This window comes from Streptomyces sp. NBC_00996 (assembly GCF_045162675.1).
Classification (GTDB): domain Bacteria; phylum Actinomycetota; class Actinomycetes; order Streptomycetales; family Streptomycetaceae; genus Streptomyces.
Genome location: NZ_CP108723.1, coordinates 3,000,696 through 3,020,979, shown reverse-complemented (window position 1 = coordinate 3,020,979; position 20,284 = coordinate 3,000,696). Strand labels below are relative to the sequence as shown.

The following is a 20,284-nucleotide window of genomic DNA, read 5'->3' as shown; positions in this document are numbered from 1 at the left end:
CCCCCACGCCGCCCGGCACGCTCCCCCACTGCCTCAAGGGCGTGGGAGGTGCCCCCACTCGCCGCACCGGCCGAAGGCCCGAGTAGCTTCTTCCCCACTCTCGGCTTCGCTCGAGCGGGGGGACCCCATCGAGAGCCTTCGTCCGGCACGCCGAGAGCACGCACCGAACGACGCGGGAACGCACCCGCACTTCCGAGACCGCTTGGAAACGCGATGCCCCCGCCCGGAAGGTCCCGGACAGGGGCGTCGCACAAGCGATGACGCGATGAAGGACTACAGGCCGAGCTCGACCTCGAACTCGCCCGCCTCCAGGATCGCCTTGACCGCCGTCAGGTAGCGGGCGGCGTCGGCGCCGTCCACCAGGCGGTGGTCGTAGGAGAGCGTCAGGTACGTCATGTCGCGGACGCCGATGACGGTGCCCTCCTCCGTCTCGATGACGGCCGGACGCTTGACCGTGGCGCCGATGCCCAGGATCGCGACCTGGTTCGGCGGCACGATGATCGTGTCGAAGAGCGCGCCGCGCGAGCCGGTGTTGGAGATCGTGAAGGTCGCGCCGGACAGCTCGTCCGGGGTGATCTTGTTGGCGCGGACCTTGCCCGCCAGGTCGGCCGTGGCCTTGGAGATGCCGGCGATGTTCAGGTCGCCCGCACCCTTGATGACCGGGGTCATCAGGCCCTTCTCCGAGTCCACCGCGATACCGATGTTCTCGGTGTCGAAGTAGCTGATCGTGCCCTCGGCCTCGTTGATCCGGGCGTTGATGACCGGGTGGGCCTTCAGCGCCTGGGCCGCCGCCTTCACGAAGAACGGCATCGGGGAGAGCTTGACGCCCTCGCGCGCGGCGAAGGAGTCCTTGGCCTGGGCGCGCAGGCGCATCAGGCGGGTGACGTCCACCTCGACGACCGAGGAGAGCTGAGCCTGCTCGTGCAGGGCCTTGACCATGTTGTCGCCGATGACCTTGCGGATGCGCGGCATCTTGACGGTCTGGCCGCGGAGGGGAGAGACCTCCAGGGCCGGCGCCTTCTTGGCGGCGGCCGGGGCGGCAGCGGCAGCCGGCGCCGGAGCGGCGGCAGCGGCCTTCGCGGCCTCGGCGGCGGCGAGGACGTCCTGCTTGCGGATACGGCCGCCGACGCCGGTGCCCTTGACGGCAGCCAGGTCGACGCCGTTCTCGGCGGCGAGCTTGCGCACCAGCGGGGTCACGTACGCGCCCTCGTCGGTGGCCTGCGCGGCCGGAGCCGGAGCGGGGGTGACCGGGGCGGGCGCGGCGACCGGCGCGGGAGCCGGAACGGCGGGCGCGACCGGGGCCGGAGCCGCGGGCTGGACCGGAGCCGGGGCGGCAGCGGCGGGGGCGGCCGGAGCCGCGGGAGCCGGAGCCGGGGCGGCGGGGGCGGCCGGAGCCGCAGCCGGGGCAGCCGGAGCCGCGGGGGCGGCGGCCGGAGCGGCGCCGGGCGCGCCGATGACGGCCAGCTTGGCGCCGACCTCGGCGGTCTCGTCCTCGCCGACCACGATCTCCAGCAGTACGCCGGCGACCGGCGCGGGGATCTCGGTGTCGACCTTGTCCGTGGAGACCTCGAGCAGCGGCTCGTCCTCCGCGACCTCCTCGCCGACCTCCTTCAGCCAGCGGGTGACGGTGCCCTCGGTGACCGACTCGCCCAGTGCGGGCAGCACGACGTCGGTACCGGTGGCGCCACCGGCCGGAGCGGCGGGGGCCGGAGCGGCGGCGGGGGCCGGGGCGGCCGGAGCCGCGGGGGCCTCGGCGACCGGGGCGGGGGCCGGGGCAGCCGCGGGGGCGGGCTCGGCGGCCGGAGCCGGGGCGGCAGCGGGGGCACCGGTGCCGTCGTCGATGACGGCCAGCTCGGCGCCGACCTCGACCGTCTCGTCCTCGGCGACCTTGATGGAGGAGAGCACACCGGCGACGGGGGAGGGGATCTCGGTGTCGACCTTGTCGGTCGACACCTCGAGCAGCGGCTCGTCGGCCTCGACGCGCTCGCCCTCGGCCTTCAGCCAGCGGGTGACAGTGCCCTCGGTGACGCTCTCACCGAGCGCCGGAAGGGTTACGGAAACCGGCATGGTTTCTGTTGCTCCTTACGAATGGTGCGGAAGTCTGTGGTCGTCGTCGCGCCCTGCTCGACGCGGTGACTGGGGACAGCCGGTGGCTGATCAGTCGTGCGAGTGCAGCGGCTTGCCCGCGAGGGCCAGGTGGGCCTCGCCGAGCGCCTCGTTCTGCGTCGGGTGGGCGTGGATGAGCTGGGCGACCTCGGCGGGCAGCGCTTCCCAGTTGTAGATCAGCTGGGCCTCGCCGACCTGCTCGCCCATGCGGTCGCCGACCATGTGGACGCCGACCACGGCACCGTCCTTCACCTGGACGAGCTTGATCTCGCCCGCGGTGTTGAGGATCTTGCTCTTGCCGTTGCCCGCGAGGTTGTACTTCAGAGCGACGACCTTGTCCGCGCCGTAGATCTCCTTGGCCTTGGCCTCGGTGATGCCCACGGAGGCGACCTCGGGGTGGCAGTACGTCACCCGCGGCACACCGTCGTAGTCGATCGGAACGGTCTTGAGACCGGCCAGACGCTCCGCCACCAGGATGCCCTCGGCGAAGCCGACGTGCGCGAGCTGGAGCGTCGGGACCAGGTCACCGACGGCGGAGACGGTCGGGACGTTCGTCCGCATGTACTCGTCGACCAGGACGTAGCCGCGGTCCATCGCGACGCCCTGCTCCTCGTAGCCGAGACCGGCGGAGACCGGGCCGCGGCCGACGGCGACGAGCAGCACCTCGGCCTCGAACTCCTTGCCGTCGGCGAGGGTGACCTTGACACCGCTTTGGGTGTACTCGGCCTTCGAGAAGAAGGTGCCCAGGTTGAACTTGATGCCGCGCTTGCGGAACGCGCGCTCAAGAAGCTTGGAGGAGTTCTCGTCCTCGACCGGGACGAGGTGCTTGAGGCCCTCGATCACCGTCACGTCGGTGCCGAAGGACTTCCACGCCGAGGCGAACTCGACGCCGATGACGCCGCCGCCGAGCACGATCGCGGACTGCGGGACGCGGTCCAGGACCAGCGCGTGGTCCGAGGAGATGATGCGGTTGCCGTCGATCTCCAGGCCCGGCAGCGACTTCGGCACGGAGCCGGTCGCGAGGAGCACGTGGCGGCCCTGGACGCGCCGGCCGTTCACGTCGACGGAGGTGGGGGAGGACAGACGGCCCTCGCCCTCGATGTACGTCACCTTGCGGGACGCGATGAGACCCTGCAGACCCTTGTACAGGCCGGAGATGACGCCGTCCTTGTACTTGTGGACGGCCGGTACGTCGATGCCCTCGAAGGTGGCCTTGACGCCGAACTGCTCGCTCTCGCGGGCCTGATCGGCGACCTCGCCCGCGTGCAGCAGGGCCTTGGTGGGGATGCACCCACGGTGCAGGCAGGTACCGCCGACCTTGTCCTTCTCGATCAGGGCGACGTCCAGGCCCAGCTGCGCTCCGCGCAGCGCCGCGGCGTAACCGCCGCTACCACCGCCGAGGATCACTAGGTCGAAAACGGTGCTGGCGTCGTTCGCCACGTCACGTCCTCCATGCATGTGCGCCACGCCGGTCTCCAGTGACCGGTCGGCGGCTGGTGTCCGGCCGCTCTTCTTCGGCCCTGTGGTGGGGGCCCTGTCCTGCCGAGAACCCATCTTCGCACTTGTCGACGGCGTTCGAGACGCCGGGCCGGTGTGTGAGACGTCTGATCCATCACGTCGAAGGGGTGCGGATGTGGGGGAACCTGTGGATTTCGTCGAGGGCGGAACCCTCGTACGGCCATGGGAGCGGCCCCGGGTCACCAGGACCCGGGGCCGCTCGCACGGGCCGGGGACTCAGCCCAGGTCGCCCGCCGCCGTCAGTTCGGCGAGGCGGACCAGGGTGCGGACCGCGGAACCGGTGCCGCCCTTGGGCGTGTAGCCGAACGGGCCGGACTCGTTGAACGCCGGGCCTGCGATGTCGAGGTGGGCCCAGGTGATCCCCTCGCCCACGAACTCGCGCAGGAACAGACCGGCGACCAGGCCGCCGCCCATCCGCTCTCCCATGTTGGCGATGTCGGCGGTGGGGGAGTCCATGCCCTTGCGCAGGTGCTCGGGCAGCGGCATCGGCCAGGACTCCTCGCCGACCTCCTCCGCGGCCTCGACGATCGAGGCGCGGAACGCGTCGTCGTTGGCCATCACGCCGAAGGTGCGGTTGCCGAGCGCCAGCACCATCGCGCCGGTCAGCGTCGCCACGTCGATGATCGCGTCCGGCTTCTCCTCCGACGCCTTCCACAGCGCGTCGGCTAGGACCAGGCGGCCCTCGGCGTCCGTGTTGAGGACCTCGACGGTCTTGCCGCTGTACATGCGCAGCACGTCACCGGGACGGGTGGCGGAGCCGGACGGCATGTTCTCGGCGAGCGCGAGCCAGCCGGTGACGTTGACGTCCAGGCCGAGGCGCGCGGCGGCGACCACGGCGGCGAAGACCGCCGCCGCGCCGCTCATGTCGCACTTCATCGTCTCGTTGTGCCCGGCGGGCTTGAGGGAGATGCCGCCCGAGTCGTACGTGATGCCCTTGCCGACGAAGGCGAGGTGCTTGGTCGCCTTGGAGGAGGTGTACGACAGCTTGACCAGGCGGGGAGCGGCGGCCGAGCCCGCGCCGACGCCGAGGATGCCGCCGTAGCCGCCCTTCGCCAGGGCCTTCTCGTCGAGCACCTGCACCTTGATGCCGTGCTCCTTGCCGGCGGCGGTGGCCACGGCGGCGAAGGACTCCGGGTTGAGGTCGTTCGGCGGGGTGTTGATGAGGTCGCGGGCGCGGTTGAGCTCCTCGGTCACGGCGAGGGCGCGCGCGATGGCCGCCTTGTACGCCGCGTCGCGGGGCTTGCCGCCGAGCAGCGCGACCTCGCCGAGCGGGGCCTTGCCGTTCTTGGCGGCCTCCCCCGACCTGCCGGTCTCCTTGTAGGCGTCGAAGGCATACGCACCCAGGCGGGCGCCCTCGGCGACGGTACCGGCGTCGGCGGCGTCCGCGATCGGCAGGGCGAAGGCGGCCTTCTTGGCACCGGCGAGCGCGCGGGCGGCGACACCGGCCGCGCGGCGCAGCGCCTCGGCGCCGAAGGTGTCGTCCTTCTCCGGGACCGCTCCCAGGCCGACGGCCACGACGACGGGTGCCTTGAAACCGGAGGGCGCGGGCAGCTTCGTCACCTCGCCCTCGGCCCCGGTGGCGCCGAGGGTCTCCAGGATTCCGGCGAGAGAGCCGTCGTACGCGTTGTCCACGGCCTCGGCGCCCGGTGCGACGACCGGGCCCTTGGGGCCCTTCGCGACACCGACGACGATCGCGTCGGCCCGCAGACCGGACGCTGCGGCGGTGCTGAGAGTGAGAGCAGTCACGGTGGTGAAATCTCGCTTCCGTTGAAGTTGCTGTGGCCGAGTGGGGTGGGTCGACCGGGCCCGACGGCTGACCCTAGATCCTGCCTGCGGGGGCGGTCCCTACCGGGGTAGCGGCCTCAGGGAAGTGCGGGTGCGCTCCCGCGTCGTTCGGTGCGTGCTCTCGGCGTCCCGGACGAAGGTTGTCGTAGCGGAGCTACTTGGGCCTTTGGCCGGTGCGGCGAGAGTGCGTGCCGGGCTGCGTGGGGGCGTGCCTGCACCTCCCTGAGGTCGCTTAGGTAAGTACCCGGGACGAGCCTACGCTCGGGGCTGGGTTTCGCTCATTCCTGCGGGTGTTCACCGCCCGGTGGCGTGGTGTCCACTTCCCACCCTTCACTCCCGGTGACCTGGGTCATACTCATCGTCTTCCGGTGAGCGCGCCCCTCACCGCGTTGCGTCATTTCCCCGGATCCTTCTCGGTTCGACCAAAAGGGGATCTTCGAGGAGGAGGCCGCAGGCCGGTCGCCGACGTCGTACGCGACCTGTCCCGGTATCGCGCCCGGTACCGGACCGACGGCGCGTTCCTCGGCCAAGTCGCCTCGTCCGCCGCCGAGTTCGTCTACTACCGGCGGCTCGCCGCGGCCGCCTGGGGCCTGGGCCGCGGCACCCTCGCCCTCAACCACGGGACGGTGCCGCATCCCTCGTACGCCCGCATCGCCGACGTACTGGTGACGTTCGAGGGCACATGGGAGACGTACCGCACGAGCCCCCTCCCGCCGTGGACGGGGACCGGAGCGCGGCCGTGCCACCTCGTGTACGGCGTGCCGGCCGGTGTCGACCCGGCGGCGGTACGGGAGCGGGGCGCCGACCTGCACTGTGCGGTGCCGGGCGTCGGCGATCATCCTTGGGGTACGTTGCCGCACACGCTGGAGCCCGCCTGATGAAACGCGTTCTGTTCCTCCTGGGGTTGCTGGTGCTGCTCGCGGGCTGCACGAGCGTCTCCGAGGACAACGGGAAGCCGGCCGCGCGCTGGCAGCCCCGCCCGGGCGTGGCCTGGCAGTGGCAGCTCAGCGGACGCCTGGACAAGAACGTCGACGTGCCCGTCTACGACATCGACGGCTTCGACCACTCCGGGGCGACGGTTGCCGATCTGCACCGCCGTGGCCGCAAGGTCATCTGCTACGTCTCCACCGGCGCCTGGGAGGAGTTCCGGCCGGACGCGGCGAAGTTCCCCAAGTCGGTGCTGGGGCGCGGCAACGGCTGGAAGGGCGAGCGCTGGCTCGACCTCCGCCGTACCGACGTGCTGGAGCCCCTCATGGCGGCCCGTATCGACATGTGCCGCGAGAAGGGCTTCGACGCGGTGGAGCCCGACAACATGGACGGCTACCTCAACCGCACCGGCTTCCCCCTGAAGGCCGCCGACCAGCTCCGCTACAACCGGCTCATCGCGAAGCTGGCCCACGACCGCGGTCTCGCCGTCGGGCTGAAGAACGACCTCGACCAAATCCCCCAGCTGGTGGGGGACTTCGACTTCGCGGTCAATGAACAGTGCGCCCAGTACAAGGAGTGCGGACGGCTCAAGCCGTTCATCGCCGCGCACAAGGCCGTCTTCCACGTCGAGTACGAGCTCCGGACCAGCGCCTTCTGCCCCGAGGCCGGTCGGTTGAAGCTGAGCTCGATGCTCAAAAAGTACGAGCTGGGGGCGTGGCGCCGGGCATGCTGAGCCCGAGGCCGGTGACCGCCGTGCCGGCCAGCCGGTCGGCCAGGGAGCGGCGGCTCGGGGAGAGCACGGGCAGGGCGTTGAGGAAGAAGATCACGACGGCGACGGCCCACACCAGCACCGAGAGCGCGAACTCGCCCTCCACCAGCAGGATGCAGGCCAGCGCGTACACGGCGACATCGGCCGTCGTCGTCACCGCCGCCCGCAGCGCCGCCCGGCGCGGGGGGCTCGGCGTGACCTTGAGGCCGAGCAGCGCCTTGCCGATCGTGCATCCGGTGAGGGCGAGCGCCGCCCACTGGTAGAGGAAGGTGGCCACCACAAGGAGCCCGAAGGCCTGCTCGACGTCCCGGACCACCTTGTGCCAGAGGGAGAGCTCGAACCCCTCGGAGGCGTCGAGGACATCGCCCCGCGAGGTGAGGATGTCCCAGCCGCCCCGCGTGGCGAGGTCGGGGACATCCGTCACGAGAGCGGATATCCGGTGGAAGGTGAGCACGGCGAGCGCGGACGCCGCCGCGAGCACCAGTGCGAAGTCGATGAACCAGGCCAGGAACCGCCGAAGTTTCGGCAGTTTCAGCATGTTCGGCACAGACGTCCCCCGATCACGATCCTTTGTCTGTTCGGCGGATCAGATTAGTGGGGGTGGAGGGGCGCGCGTGCCGTTCTCCGGTGATCGTTTCAGCCCAGTGACAGAACGACCAGCGCCGTCGTTGCCGCCGTCTCGGCGAGGCCGCCGAACACATCGCCCGTGATGCCGCCGAAGCGGCGTGTGCAGTGGCGCAGCAGCAGTTCGGCGGCGGCGCAGGCGGCGAGCACCGCCACCGCACCGCGCACGAGGTCGTACGTCCCGACCAGCGCGCCCGCGCCCACCGCCGCGCCGACGACGGCCACCGTCGCCAGCAGCGCGCCGCGCACCGGGACCGTGCCCGCGACCGTGGCGCCCAGGCCCTCGGGGCGGGCCGGGGGCACCCCGGTGCGGGCGGCCAGCGTGAGGGCGAGGCGGGCCGCGGTCGCCGATACGACGGCGGCGAGCGCGCCCCGGGCCCACGAGGTGTCGTACGCCTGGAAGAGCGCGGCCACCTGGGCGAGCAGCACGAACAGCAGGGTGATCACGCCGAACGGGCCGATGTCCGACTGCTTCATGATCCGCAGCGCGTCCTCGGCGGGCTTGCCGCTGCCGAGCCCGTCCGCGGTGTCGGCGAGCCCGTCCAGATGCAGGCCCCGGGTGAGCGCGGCCGGTACGGCGGCCGAGGCCACGGCGGCCAGCAGCGGGCCCGCGCCCATCGCGAGCAGCGCCACGCCCAGGAGCGCCGCGCCCGCCCCGACCACCAGCCCGGCCACGGGCGCGCACAGCATTCCGCCGCGCGCGGCATCGCGGTCCCAGCGGGTCACCTCGACGGGCAGCACGGTGAGGGTGCCGAAAGCGAAGCGGAGGCTGTCGGGCAGGGGGGTCTTGGACGCCGTCTTGGACACCGGCGCAGGGTACCCGGATGCCCGCAGGGCGCAGACAGCGGCTGTGGATGCTGCGTTCTCCCGGGGACAACCCCCGGACCCCCGGCCGGAAAAGCACGTGGGCCGGACGCGACCGGCGCGAACATCGCTCGACCGTCTGGATAAAGTTCGCATATGGGTCATTGGTTGTACCGGAACATCATCGAACCGGGAAAGCTGCCGCTGTTGCTGGCGCTCGCCTCCTTCGTGCTGACCTTCGTGATCACCCGTGTCATCGTCCGGCTGATCCGCGCGGGCAAGGGCCCCTTCGGCAATGTGAAGGCCGGTGGCCTGCACATCCACCACGTCGTGCCCGGTGTCCTGCTGATGGTCGTCGGCGGCTTCGGCGCGGTGGCCAGCAGCCGGTACGGGTTCGGCGCGTACCTGAGCGCCGTGCTGTTCGGGATCGGCGCGGGCCTGGTGCTCGACGAGTTCGCGTTGGTCCTGCACCTCGACGACGTCTACTGGACCGAGGCCGGCCGCCAGAGCGTGGAGGTCGTGGTCGTCACGGCGGCTCTCGTCGGCCTCGTCCTCGGCGGCTTCGCGCCGTTCGGCGTCAACGACCTCACCGATCAGGAACTGCAGGACCGCGGAGGCGTGATCCTGACCGTGGCGTTGAACTTCCTCTTCGCGCTGCTCGCCCTCAGCAAGGGCAAGACGCGCACCGCCGTCTTCGGCGTGATCGTCCCCTTCGTCGCCCTGGTCGGCGCGGTCCGGCTGGCCAGGCCCGGCTCCCCGTGGGCCAAACGCCTCTATAGCCGAAGGCCGCGCGCCCGGGCCAAGGCGCGACTGCGCGCCTACCGCCACGACCGGCGCTGGGCGGGCCCCAGCCGCAGGTTTCAGGACTGGATCGGCGGCAAACCCGACGACGAGATCGCCCGGTCCGTGTCCGGACACCGGTGACGCTCGTGGCGTAACGCGGAAATCCCGCACACCACCAGCACGGCGGCGATGGCCGCGAGGTGTTCCTTGCCCGCCAGGTTCTCCTTGAGGAGCACCTCGACCACCATGGCCCCGATGACCACACCCGCCGTGATGTGCGCGCGATAGCGCCAGCCGAGGAACACGGCCAGGCCCACCACGGCCGCCGACGGGCCGGTGTCGACGACCTGCGCGTCCGACCCGGGCAGCCCCAGCGGGCTGTGCGGGCCGAGGGCGATGCCGACGCGCGCGTAGAGCGTCCCGGCCAGCGTGGCGACGTACGCGATGACGAGCGTGCGCCACCAGCCGAGACAGATCTCGGCGATGCCGAACACGACGAGGATCTGCGCGAGCGCACCCCACACCGGGAGGTCCAGGGCCGGCACGAACAAGGAGAGCGGGGTGCGCAGGAGGGCCACCCAGAGCGGCTCCTCGGCTCGCACGGAGCCGATGTTCTGGACGAACTGAAAGCCCCACGACTGGTTCTGCACGAACTGGAGGACGGCCGTCAGGCATACCGCGCCGATGGTCATGGGGATCGCCCGCAGACGCCTTTCGGCGAGCGCGCCGCGAACAGTGACGTACAGCAGTCCCCATTCGGCGCGGGCCCAGCGGGCGAGCGTGTTCATCTGTGCGACTCCAGGTGCTTTCGGTGCAGCCACTTCGGCAGTCCCGGTGCCTCCAGGAACCCCTCGGCGCGCGCGGACGCGACACCGATGCGCAGCAGGTCCGCGCTCTTCTCGAAGAGCAGGAACCGCGGCTCCCAGATGGGCCGGTACTTTGCGTTGGCGCGGTACAGCGACTCGATCTGCCACCAGCGCGAGAAGAAGCTGAGCAGTGAGCGCCACAGTCGCAGGACCGGTCCCGCGCCGAGGCGTGCGCCACGTTCAAAGACCGAACGGAACATGGCGAAGTTGAGCGAGACCTGAGTGATCTTGATCTCTTGGGCCCGGCGCAGGAGTTCGATCACCATGAACTCCATCAGCCCGTTCTCGGAGTCGCGGTCGCGCCGCATGAGGTCCAGGGAGAGCCCGTGCGGCCCCCACGGCACGAACGACAGCACCGCCTTCAACTCACCCTGGGCGTCGGTGCATTCGAGCATCACGCACTGCCCGTCGTCCGGGTCGCCGAGCCGTCCGAGCGCCATGCTGAACCCACGCTCGGTCGCCCCGTCCCGCCAGTCGTCGGCGCGCCGCAGGAGATACGCCATCTCGTCGGCTGCGATGTCCTCGTGGCGCCGGATGCGCACCCGGTAGCCCGCCCGCTTGACCCGGTTGTAGGCCTGCCGGACGGTGCGCATGGCCCGCCCTTCGAGGGTGAACTCGGCGGTTTCCACGATGGCTTCGTCGCCGAGTTCGAGGGCGTCGAGGCCGTGCCGGGAGTAGATGGTGCCCGCCTCCTCGCTCGCGCCCATCACCGCCGGGATCCAGCCGTGCGCGCGGGCCTCGGCGAGCCAGGGCTCGATGGCGCCGGGCCATGCCTCCGGGTCGCCGATCGGGTCGCCGGAGGCCAGCGAGACGCCGCCGACGACGCGGTACGCCACCGCGGCCTTGCCGGTCGGCGACCAGATCACGCTCTTCTCGCGCCGCAGGGCGAAGTAGCCGAGCGAGTCACGGTCGCCGTTCTTCTCCAGCAGCGCGCGCAGCAGCTTCTCGTCGTCCTCGGTGAGCGGGTCGACGGCGCGGCGGGAGCGGAAGGCGGCGTAGAAGACGGCGAGGACCAGCAGGGTGCTGAACACGTTGATGGCGACGTTGACCCAGTTGGGCGTCGCGATCCCGGGGAAGTGGGAGTCGTCGGCGGCGACCGAGACGAGCCGCAGGGTGCCGTAGCGCCAGCGGTCGAGGAAGGTCGAACGGTGCGCGTCATGGGCCTGGTTGGTCACCGTGACCAGCAGCGTGGCGAGCAGCGAGGTGACCAGCAGCCCACCGACCGCGACGGCCGCGGCGAGCTTGGGGTTCGACCGGTCGCCCTTCGCGTAGAACTCCCGGCGGCCGACGGCGAGAGAGGCGACGAACGCGGCGGTCAGGACGAGAGAGATCCAGTTCTGCGCGTACTGGCGGATCTCCGGGAACACCATCGCCACGGCGAACAGCAGCAGGAACAGCCCGCTGAGGACGAAGTTGAGGATCCAGGCGGCTCGTTTGCGCCGCCGCATGGTGATGGCGAGGAACATCGTGAACACACCGGACGCGAAGCCCGCTGTCAGCAGGTACGGCGTGAAGTAGTTCTCCGTGTTGTGCCGGCGCACGTCCTGCCCGAGCGAGACCCACACGGCGCTCAGGAAGTTGATGAACGTGACGGCACGCAGATACCAGACGGTGAAGGCGGCGGCGCGCCGTGAGGCAGCGGTGGACCGCCGGTCCCCGTCCCCCTGGCGGGCCGACGCCCGCTCCCGCTCGGCGGCAATTCGGGCATCTCCCATAAAGGGCGATGATATGGGGCGGGGTGGTGTGTGCGGGGGAGGGGTGCGGCGGGTGGTACGTCAGCGCTGCGGCTGGGCTCTGTGGCGGGCTCTTCGCCGCTCCGCGGCATCTTCTTCGGTGCTCCGCGCCGGGTGCTTCCCGCACACCCGCGGGTCTCGGTCGGCGGTCGAGGTGGCCCCGGAACGGTTGCGGTCACGCGGCTCCGCGTCGGGATCTTCGGTGCTCCGCGCCGGGTGCTTCCCGCACACCCGCGGGTCTCGGTCGGCGGTCGAGGTGGCCCCGGATCGGTTGTGGTCACGCGGCTCCGCGCCGGGTGGTTCCCGCCCGCCTGTCGGTCTCGGTCGGCGGTCGAGGTGGCCCCGGAACGGTTGTGGTCACGCGGCTCCGCGCCGGGTGCTTCCCGCCCGCCTGCCCGTCTCGGTCGGCGGCCGAGGCGGCCCTCGACTTGTCCGTCGGTGCCGGTCGCCGTCGCAGCCACCTCTGCTTCCGGCAAGGAAAATCCGCCGCCACGGCGCACAGCCGCGGCGGCGGATTTCGGTGCTGGTGCCGAACGGCCGTATCGCGATTACTCGTCGGCGTCCTCGTCCGCGTTCTCGTCCGCCTCGGAGGCCTCGTTCGCGGGCTTCGTCTCGGGGGAAGGAGCCGCTTCCGGCAGGTCGGCTGCCAAGGCGGCCGCGGCCTGGACCAGGGGCAGTGCCAGCAGCGCGCCCGCGCCCTCGCCGACGGTCACCCCGTGGTCGAGCAGGGGCTCCAGGGCCATCCGGTCCAGCGCCTTCGCCTGGGCCGGCTCGCCGCTGTTCTGGCCGGCCAGCCACCAGTCCGGCGCGCGAAAGGCGACCCGCTGCCCGACCAGGGCGCACGCGGCGGAGACGACCCCGTCGAGGATCACCGGCATCTTGCGCACCGCACTCTGCAAGAGGAACCCGGTCATCGCCGCGAGGTCCGCCCCGCCGACCGTCGCGAGCAGCTGCAGCTGATCCCCGAGCACGGGCCGGGCCCGCCGCAGGGCATCGCGCACGGCGGCGCACTTGCGCATCCACGCGAGGTCGTCGATGGCCCGCCCGCCCCGCCCGGTCACGACCGACGCGTCGGTCCCGCACAGCGCGGCGACCAGCACGGCGGCCGCCGTGGTCCCGCCGACACTGATGTCGCCGAGCACCACCAGATCCGTACCGGAGTCCGCCTCTTCGTCCGCGACCGCGACACCCGCGCGGAACGCGGCCTCCGCCTCCTCGAGAGTCAGCGCGTCCTCGACGTCGATACGACCCGAACCGCGCCGCACCCGACGCCGTGCGACCTCGCCGGGCAGCCCGTCCGGCTCGCAGTCCAGCGCCATGTCGACGACGCGCACCGGCACGCCGAGCCGCCGGGCGAGGATCGCGGCCGGGCTGGCGCCCTCCAGGACCGCCCGCACCAACTGGTCGGCGCTGCCGACGGGCCGCGCCGACACGCCGAGTTCGGCGACCCCGTGGTCGCCCGCGAACAGCACCACACGCGGGTGCTCGATCGGCCGCACCGGCACCGCGGACTGCGCCGCCGCCAGCCACTCACCCAGGTCGTCGAGGCGGCCCAGTGACCCGGGCGGCACGATCTGGCGCTCCCGGCGCGCCTCGGCGTCCCGGCGCACCCCTCCGTCGGGGCGCTCGATCAGATCGGTGAAGTCGTCGAGATTAAGCGAGCTCATTCGCCGAACAGTACCGGCAGCGATCGAACACGTCCGCGCCACGTCGTTGCGCCCCGGATCCCGTTCCGCTACGTACGGTTTGTGTCGGATTGTCGCATGACCCGGTAGTCCCCGCCCAGGTCCTCCGGCCGCCCCCCGACGGCCCCGCGTCCCCCAGGAGCGCCCATGCCCCGCACGCCGCAGTCGATCGCCGAACGCCGCGCCGCCTACGCCGCCGAACTCGCCCAGGGCACCGGACGGTTCCACGAACCACGCCGGGACGACTGCCCCTGGTGCGGCTCGAGGCGGCTGCGCACCCGGCTGCGTACGTCGGATCTGGTGCAGCGCAAGCCCGGCACGTTCGTCGTCGACGAGTGCGGGGACTGCGCCCACGCCTTCCAGAACCCCCGGCTCACGGCAGAGGGGTTGGCCTTCTACCACCGGGACCTGCGAGACCTCAGGGATCTGCGGGAAGACGCCATCGAAGGCCTCGCCGTGCGGCTCCTCGGCGCCCGGGGCAGCCGCGGACGCCATCGCGCCGCCGCTCGCGCGATGCTGCCGTACACCGAGCCGGAGAGCTGGCTCGACGTCGGCACCGGGCACGGGCACTTCCCTGCCGTCGCCAAGGAGGTCCACCCGTACACGGCCTTCGACGGGCTCGACGCCACGCGGCGGGTCGCGAAGGCGCGGGCGGCCGGGCGCGTCGAGGAGGCGCACCGGGGGCGGCTCACCGACTCCCGGATCGCCGAGCGGCTGCGCTCCCGCTACGACGTCGTCAGCATGTTCCACCACTTGGAGCACACCCGCGACCCGCGCGAGGAACTGCGCGCCGCCATGGTGGTGCTGCGGCCCGGCGGGCACCTGCTCGTCGAAGTCCCGGACCCCGACTGCGCGTTCGGCGCGCTGCTGGGCAAGTGGTGGGTGTCGTACGGCCAGCCGCGTCACCTCCATCTGATGCCGCTGCCCAACCTGCTCGGCGAACTGGAGGCCCTCGGCTGCGCGATCGTCGCGACGGACCGTCGCGAACCGCACATCCCGTACGATCTCGCCGGCGCCCTCGCGCTGGCTCTCGGCCACGCCCTGCCCGACCTCGACGCGCCCTGGCGGCCCGCACCGCCGACCCCGCTCCAGCGCACGCTGCACACGGCCCTGACCCGGGCGTCCAACCCCCTCCTGGCCACGACGTCAGTCCTGGACCACGCCCTCGCCCCGTTGTTCCGCCGCACCCGCTTCTCCAACGCGTACCGCATCATCGCGCGGCGGTGAGCCTTCGACCCGCTCCACGGCCCCCCTCAACCCCGCAAGGGCAGCGCCTGTCCCGCCACCACCAACAACACGTGCTCGCACTCCGCCGCGAACCCCGCGTTCAGCCGCCCGAGTTCGTCGCGGTAGCGCCGCCCCGACGCGGTGGCGGGGACGATGCCGGAGCCGACCTCGTTGGAGACGGCGACGACGGTGCGGCGAGTGTTGCGGACGGCGGTGGTGAGTTCCTCGACACGGGCGCGCAGCGCGCGTTCGCCGCCGCCCGCCCACTCCGCGTCGTCCCAGGCGTTCACGGAGTCCATCGTGTCCGTCAGCCAGAGGGACAGGCAGTCGATGAGCAGGGGAGGGCCGGACTCCGCCAGGAGGGGGACGAGGTCGCAGGTCTCGGTGGTGCGCCAGGAGCCGGGGCGCCGCTCACGATGCGCGCTGACCCGCGACGCCCACTCGGTGTCCCCGTTCCGGGAGCCGCCCGTCGCGACGTACAGCACATCGGGGAAGGCCTCCAGACGTCGCTCCGCCTCCACCGACTTGCCCGATCGCGCACCGCCGAGCACGAGCGTGCGACGCGGCACGTCCGGTACGTCCTCGTAGACGCCCACGTCCAGCGTGGTCCCGTCCGGCACCGCCCGCGCGCCCGCCGCCGCGAGCCGTCGCCGCAGTTCGGGCCCCGGCGGCACGTCGTGGTCGAGGTGCACCGCGATCACGTCCGTCGTCGGCCCGACCGCGCCGACCGCCCGCAGCTTCGCCAGGCCATCGGGGCGCCCCACCACATCGGCGAGCACCATGGCGTACGTGTCACCGTTCGTTTCGAGCCCGGCGGGCGCCGCGCCCGGCGGCAGATAGAGCAGCCGTTGACCGTCCGGCCCGGTCACCGCGTACCCCGTGCCGGGCGCGTCCATCGGCACCGCTCGCACCCGGTGCCCGGTGAGCAGCGCCAACTCACGCCCGTCGGGCACCCGCCCGGGCTGCGGCAGCCCGGCCGGCACCTCCACCGCGGGCCCGTCGTGCGGATGCGAGAGCAGCACCTGCCGTACGCCGCCCAGCGAGTGCCCGGCGCGGGCGGCCGCGAACGCCGCGCCGGGCGTGAGGTCGAGCAGCAGGGTGCCGTCCACGAGCAGCGCGGTGGCCGCCCGCGCGTTCTCGCCGAGCGAGGTCGCGCAGGCCGCGCAGGGACAGTCGGGGCGGGGCAGGCCCTCGGGTGTGCCGGTGCCGAGCAGAGTCAGTTCCACGAGGTTGATTTTTACGTGTCGCCGCAGGTCTTGCGCGCCCGGCTAGGCTTCGGACGTGGAGCCGGATCTTGTCCGGCTTCAGCTGTGCAGTGTGCTCACACCCTGGAGGCGTACATGGCGGCATGGACGTGGCGGTTCGAGAAGTCCGACGGGACAGAGGTCCAACCCGCGGTGCAGCCCGAGGAGTTCACCACGCAGGGGGACGCCGAGTCCTGGATCGGCGAGGTGTGGAAGGACCTTCTCGAAGGCGGCGCGGACCAGGTGTTCCTCTTCGAGGACAGCACGCAGATCTACGGGCCGATGAGCCTGCACGCCGAACCGGAGTAGGCCGGTCGGGGTTGCCGGGGCCGGACCCCGGCAACCCGCCCACCGTGGTCGCCCGCCCACCGTGGCAACCCGCCCGCCGCGGTCGCCCGCCCACCGTGGCAACCTGCCCGCCGCGGTCGCCCGCCCACCGTGGCAACCTGCCCGCCGCGGTCGCCCGCCCACCGTGGCAACCCGCCCGCCGCGGTCGCCCGCCCACCGTGGCAACCCGCCCGCCGCGGTCGCCCGCCCACCCGCGGTCGCCCGCCGCCCGCCCGACGTCAGATCTCCCCCAACGTCACCACGACCGTGGTCTCGCTTCCGCCCCGCAAGAACGTCACCTTGGTCTTGTCGCCCGGCTTTTGGGCCGCGAGGGCCTCGGAGAGCGAGATGATCGTGGTGATGTCGCTGTCACCGACCTTGATGATGACGTCACCGGGCCGGATGCCCGCCGTGTCGGCCGCGCCGCCGCTCTTCACCGCGACCACGGCGACGCCCGCGGGCCGGTAGTTGTCGTCGACGACCGTACGGCCCGTGATGTCGAGTGCGGCCCGTCCCGAGTCGGTGACCTTGCCGTCCTTGATGATCTGGTCGGTGATCGTCTTCACCATCGACGCCGGGATCGCGAAGCCGATGCCGGGCGCCGCGCTGCCGCCGAGATTGGGGTCGCTCGCGGCGAGCGTGGGGATGCCGATGACCTGGGCGTCGAGATTGACCAGCGCGCCACCGCTGTTGCCGGGGTTGATCGCCGCCGAGGTCTGCACCATGTTCCCGATGGTGGCCCCCGTGCCCCCGTCGGTGGTGCCCTCGCTGACGGTGCGTCCGGTCGCCGAGACGATGCCCTGGGTCACGCTGGACGCGAGCCCGAGCGGTGACCCCATCGCCAGCACGATCTGGCCGACCTCGACCTTCGCGGTGTCCCCGATGGCCGCCGCCTTCAGCCCTTCGGGGATCTTGTCCAGCTTGATGACGGCGAGATCCTGCTCCGGGTACGCGTAGACGAGCGTCGCCGTCAGCGTGTCCTCGTTGTTGGCCGTCGTGACCCGGAACTGCTTCTCGTTCCCGACCACGTGCGCGTTGGTGACGATGTGCCCCTTGTCGTCGTACACCACGCCCGACCCGAGATCGTGGCTCGCCTGGATCTGCACCACCGACGGCAGGACTTCCTTGATCACCTTCAGATAGGCGTCCTGGAGGTCATTGGCCACCTGGGGGACAGCGGCCTGCGTCGTCGTCGCACCGTCCTTCCTGGACGACGAGGAGTCGTCGGTGCAGCCGGAGAGAAGGGCGGCCGAACAGGCGAGTACGGTCAGGGACGCAAGGAGCCGGAGGGTGCGGGTACGAGCGTGGGGCAGGGCAGGCGTACGGGAAGCGTCCATGCCCGAAGTGTCCCTTTCCGGGGGACGGCCCGACCTGCGATGCGCGCCCGAACGGGTCGCTCAGCCACGCACCCCGCACAGGTGCAGCAACGCCGCCACCTGGCGATAAGGATCCGTCCGCCCGGCCCGCTCCTCGGCGGCCAGCAGACTCTCCGCATCCGGCGGAACCGGCGCCGCGTCCGGCGCGGTGTCCGTGAAGACCCGCACCCCGTACCAGGCGTGCAACGGCGCGCCGATCCCCGCGAGCGTGGACGTCAGCGTGGCGAGCCGATCGGCGCGGACGTCGAGGCCGAGCCGGTTCGTGTACGCGGTCGTGTCGAACGAGGCGAGCGTCGCCGCCCAGTCGCCGGACAGCCCGGGCCGCATGGCCAGCGCGTCGGCGTTGCGCACGAGCAGCGAGAGCAGCCCGCCGGGGGCCAGCATCCGTGCCAGACCGGCCAGCAGCGCGTCCGGCTCCTCGACGTACATCAGTACGCCGTGGCACAGCACCACGTCGAAGCTGCCCGGGAGGAAGTGGACGCCGGTTTCCCGGCCGTCGCCCTCGATCAGCCGTACGCGTCCCCGGATGCCCTCGGGCTCGGCGGCCAGCGCCTCCCGGGCCACCGCGAGTATCTTCGCGTCCTGCTCCAGGCCGGTCACCTGATGCCCGGCCCGGGCAAGGCGCAGCGCCTGCGTGCCCTGGCCCATCCCGACATCGAGGATCCGCAGCCGCAGGCCCACCGGGAACCGCCCGGCTATCTGCTCGTCGAGCTGCCGGGCCACCAGCTCCTGTCGTACGACATCACGCAGGCCGCCCAGCTTGTTCAGCCAGGCATCCGCCGCGCCCCCGGAGAAAGACGTCGTGCTCAGGGCCGCTCTCCGCGCTTGACCTGCGCCTTGGGAAGCCGGAGTCGACGCATCTGGAGCGTGCGCATCAGCGCGTAGGCGACCGCGCCCTTCTTGGGCTGGTCGGGGAAGCGCGCGTTCAGCTGCTTCTTGAGGCGGATCGCGATACCGATCGAGTCGACCACGATCATCACGATCACCACGAGCCACAGCAGCAGCGCGATGTTCTGCAGCGAGCCCACGCGGACCATGCTCAGCACGAGGATGACCACGGCCAGCGGCAGGAAGAACTCGGCGATGCAGAACCGCGAGTCCACGAAGTCGCGCGCGAACTTCCGCACCGGCCCCTTGTCACGGGCGGGCAGATAGCGCTCGTCACCACTGGCCAGCGCCTGACGCTGCCGCTCCATCGCGGCACGGCGATCGTCGCGCTGCCGCTTGGCCGCCTCTTTGCGCGTCGTCGGCGTATTGGCGACGCTGCGACGCTGGGTCTGGGCCTCACTGCGCTTGGGCGTGGGGCGGCCCTTGGGGGCCTGCGGGTCACGGGTCTGCTTGGAGAAGTTCACCGGCGCCTTGTCGGCGGGGGCCTTCTCTTCCTTGGCACGGCTACGGAACACAAAACCCAAGGGTACGGGGTTCGGGGGCATGGACGTCATGCGAGCGGGGAACGATCCGGCAACACCGGACGTCTGTAGTGGGACAGAGGGGACGTTGTGCACGGCATTGCCGGGTGGCGGGGCCGGAGGACCCCGAGGTCCACCTACTCCCTACGCCGGAGCGGTGCCGTGAGCAGTCGTCCTTGGGGATGAGCGCATCCGTCCCCGAACAGTGCGGTAATGGATGCAGGGCCCGTACTGTGGGTTCTGTTGCAGTACCTGGAGCTGGAGTCCGTCAGAAGGGGGCGCGCGAAGCCCATGAGCGGTGTCATGAAGCGTATGGGGATGATCTTCCGCGCGAAGGCGAACAAGGCCCTTGACCGGGCCGAGGACCCGCGCGAAACCCTCGATTACTCGTACCAGAAGCAGCTGGAGCTGCTGCAGAAGGTGCGCCGCGGTGTCGCGGATGTGGCGACCAGCCGCAAGCGCCTCGAACTGCAGTTGAACCAGCTCCAGAGCCAGTCCTCCAAGCTGGAGGACCAGGGCCGCAAGGCGCTCGCGCTCGGCCGCGAGGACCTGGCCCGTGAGGCGCTGTCGCGCCGGGCCGCCCTCCAGCAGCAGGTCACCGACCTGGAGACGCAGCACCAGACTCTCCAGGGCGAGGAGGAGAAGCTCACCCTCGCGGCCCAGCGTCTGCAGGCCAAGGTCGACGCCTTCCGTACCAAGAAGGAGACGATCAAGGCGACGTACACGGCGGCCCAGGCGCAGACCCGTATCGGCGAGGCGTTCTCCGGCATCTCCGAGGAGATGGGCGACGTCGGCCTTGCCATCCAGCGCGCCGAGGACAAGACCGCGCAGCTCCAGGCGCGCGCCGGCGCCATCGACGAGCTGCTCGCCTCCGGGGCCCTCGACGACCAGTCCGGTATGGCCAAGGACGACATCCAGGCCGAGCTGGACCGGCTCTCCGGTGGTACGGATGTAGAGCTGGAGCTGCAGCGCATGAAGGCGGAGCTGGCCGGTGGATCCTCGCCGCAGCAGGCGATCGAGGGCGGTACGGGGCAGTCGCAGTCCCCGTCGCAGCCGCAGGACACTCCGCGCTTCGACAAGCAGTGAGTGAGTGACCGACTG

18 protein-coding genes are annotated in these 20,284 nt (G+C 71.6%); 6 read left to right on the top strand and 12 right to left on the bottom strand.

Annotated features, from left to right (window positions below; translation table 11 throughout):
- Positions 1-273 precede the first annotated feature (273 nt).
- The 3 genes from sucB to OG390_RS14230 all read right to left on the bottom strand — a co-directional run bounded on the left by sucB (position 274) and on the right by OG390_RS14230 (position 5,370).
- Positions 274-2,067 carry a 2-oxoglutarate dehydrogenase, E2 component, dihydrolipoamide succinyltransferase gene (gene sucB, locus OG390_RS14240; RefSeq protein WP_406168002.1) on the bottom strand — a complete coding sequence of 598 codons (1,794 nt, stop codon included), beginning with the start codon at positions 2,065-2,067 and terminating at the stop codon, positions 274-276.
- 90 nt (positions 2,068-2,157) lie between these two features.
- Entirely contained in the window at positions 2,158-3,546 is a 1,389-nt protein-coding gene (gene lpdA, locus OG390_RS14235; protein ID WP_406168001.1) for a dihydrolipoyl dehydrogenase, read from the bottom strand.
- A gap of 294 nt (positions 3,547-3,840) precedes the next feature.
- Positions 3,841-5,370, bottom strand: a complete 1,530-nt coding sequence (locus OG390_RS14230; RefSeq protein ID WP_406167999.1) for a leucyl aminopeptidase — start codon at positions 5,368-5,370, stop codon at positions 3,841-3,843.
- A gap of 407 nt (positions 5,371-5,777) precedes the next feature.
- Here OG390_RS14230 and OG390_RS14225 point away from each other — a divergent pair, with 407 nt between their 5' ends.
- Complete coding sequence (locus OG390_RS14225; RefSeq protein WP_406167997.1) at positions 5,778-6,287, top strand: spherulation-specific family 4 protein; 510 nt, start codon at positions 5,778-5,780, stop codon at positions 6,285-6,287.
- Positions 6,287-7,069, top strand: a complete 783-nt coding sequence (locus tag OG390_RS14220) for an endo alpha-1,4 polygalactosaminidase (protein WP_406167995.1) — start codon at positions 6,287-6,289, stop codon at positions 7,067-7,069. Before OG390_RS14225 ends, OG390_RS14220 begins: the two co-directional genes overlap by 1 nt.
- On the opposite strand, the gene OG390_RS14215 is transcribed toward OG390_RS14220, so the two are convergent.
- Both OG390_RS14215 and OG390_RS14210 read right to left on the bottom strand, forming a co-directional pair.
- The gene (locus OG390_RS14215) at positions 7,029-7,643 is read right to left on the bottom strand and encodes an RDD family protein (protein WP_406167993.1); all 615 of its coding nucleotides are present in this window, start codon (positions 7,641-7,643) and stop codon (positions 7,029-7,031) included. The two genes, OG390_RS14220 and OG390_RS14215, sit on opposite strands and share 41 nt — an antisense overlap.
- 98 nt (positions 7,644-7,741) lie before the next feature.
- On the bottom strand, positions 7,742-8,536 hold the full coding sequence (locus tag OG390_RS14210; RefSeq protein WP_406167991.1) for an adenosylcobinamide-GDP ribazoletransferase: 795 nt from the start codon (positions 8,534-8,536) through the stop codon (positions 7,742-7,744).
- Positions 8,537-8,689: 153 nt separating this feature from the next.
- On the opposite strand from OG390_RS14210, the gene OG390_RS14205 reads away from it, so the two are divergent.
- Positions 8,690-9,457: a hypothetical protein gene (locus tag OG390_RS14205; RefSeq protein ID WP_406167990.1), complete on the top strand. Its 768-nt coding sequence runs from the start codon at positions 8,690-8,692 to the stop codon at positions 9,455-9,457.
- Here the strand turns inward: OG390_RS14205 and OG390_RS14200 are convergent.
- From OG390_RS14200 to cobT, 3 genes are all read right to left on the bottom strand, one after another.
- Entirely contained in the window at positions 9,394-10,104 is a 711-nt protein-coding gene (locus OG390_RS14200; RefSeq protein WP_406167988.1) for a hypothetical protein, read from the bottom strand. The two genes, OG390_RS14205 and OG390_RS14200, sit on opposite strands and share 64 nt — an antisense overlap.
- Entirely contained in the window at positions 10,101-11,897 is a 1,797-nt protein-coding gene (locus tag OG390_RS14195; RefSeq protein WP_406167986.1) for a phosphatidylglycerol lysyltransferase domain-containing protein, read from the bottom strand. Before OG390_RS14195 ends, OG390_RS14200 begins: the two co-directional genes overlap by 4 nt.
- Positions 11,898-12,463: 566 nt before the next feature.
- Positions 12,464-13,582: a nicotinate-nucleotide--dimethylbenzimidazole phosphoribosyltransferase gene (gene cobT / locus OG390_RS14190; RefSeq protein ID WP_406167984.1), complete on the bottom strand. Its 1,119-nt coding sequence runs from the start codon at positions 13,580-13,582 to the stop codon at positions 12,464-12,466.
- Positions 13,583-13,747: 165 nt separating this feature from the next.
- Between cobT and OG390_RS14185 the strand changes: the two genes are divergently transcribed.
- Positions 13,748-14,827 (top strand): class I SAM-dependent methyltransferase, encoded by a 1,080-nt coding sequence (locus OG390_RS14185; RefSeq protein WP_406167982.1) that lies wholly within the window; start codon positions 13,748-13,750, stop codon positions 14,825-14,827.
- A gap of 26 nt (positions 14,828-14,853) precedes the next feature.
- Here OG390_RS14185 and OG390_RS14180 read toward each other — a convergent pair whose 3' ends face one another.
- Positions 14,854-16,053, bottom strand: a complete 1,200-nt coding sequence (locus OG390_RS14180; protein WP_406167980.1) for a bifunctional adenosylcobinamide kinase/adenosylcobinamide-phosphate guanylyltransferase — start codon at positions 16,051-16,053, stop codon at positions 14,854-14,856.
- A 114-nt stretch (positions 16,054-16,167) separates the two neighbouring features.
- On the opposite strand from OG390_RS14180, the gene OG390_RS14175 reads away from it, so the two are divergent.
- On the top strand, positions 16,168-16,380 hold the full coding sequence (locus OG390_RS14175) for a hypothetical protein (RefSeq protein WP_099500908.1): 213 nt from the start codon (positions 16,168-16,170) through the stop codon (positions 16,378-16,380).
- A gap of 257 nt (positions 16,381-16,637) precedes the next feature.
- Here OG390_RS14175 and OG390_RS14170 read toward each other — a convergent pair whose 3' ends face one another.
- From OG390_RS14170 to OG390_RS14160, 3 genes are all read right to left on the bottom strand, one after another.
- Positions 16,638-17,735 (bottom strand): S1C family serine protease, encoded by a 1,098-nt coding sequence (locus tag OG390_RS14170; RefSeq protein ID WP_406167978.1) that lies wholly within the window; start codon positions 17,733-17,735, stop codon positions 16,638-16,640.
- 60 nt (positions 17,736-17,795) lie between these two features.
- Positions 17,796-18,497 (bottom strand): class I SAM-dependent methyltransferase, encoded by a 702-nt coding sequence (locus tag OG390_RS14165; RefSeq protein WP_406167976.1) that lies wholly within the window; start codon positions 18,495-18,497, stop codon positions 17,796-17,798.
- 83 nt (positions 18,498-18,580) lie between these two features.
- Entirely contained in the window at positions 18,581-19,207 is a 627-nt protein-coding gene (locus OG390_RS14160) for a DUF3043 domain-containing protein (protein WP_406177655.1), read from the bottom strand.
- Positions 19,208-19,474: 267 nt separating this feature from the next.
- Here OG390_RS14160 and OG390_RS14155 point away from each other — a divergent pair, with 267 nt between their 5' ends.
- Entirely contained in the window at positions 19,475-20,269 is a 795-nt protein-coding gene (locus tag OG390_RS14155; RefSeq protein WP_406177653.1) for a PspA/IM30 family protein, read from the top strand.
- The last annotated feature ends 15 nt before the right edge of the window (positions 20,270-20,284 follow it).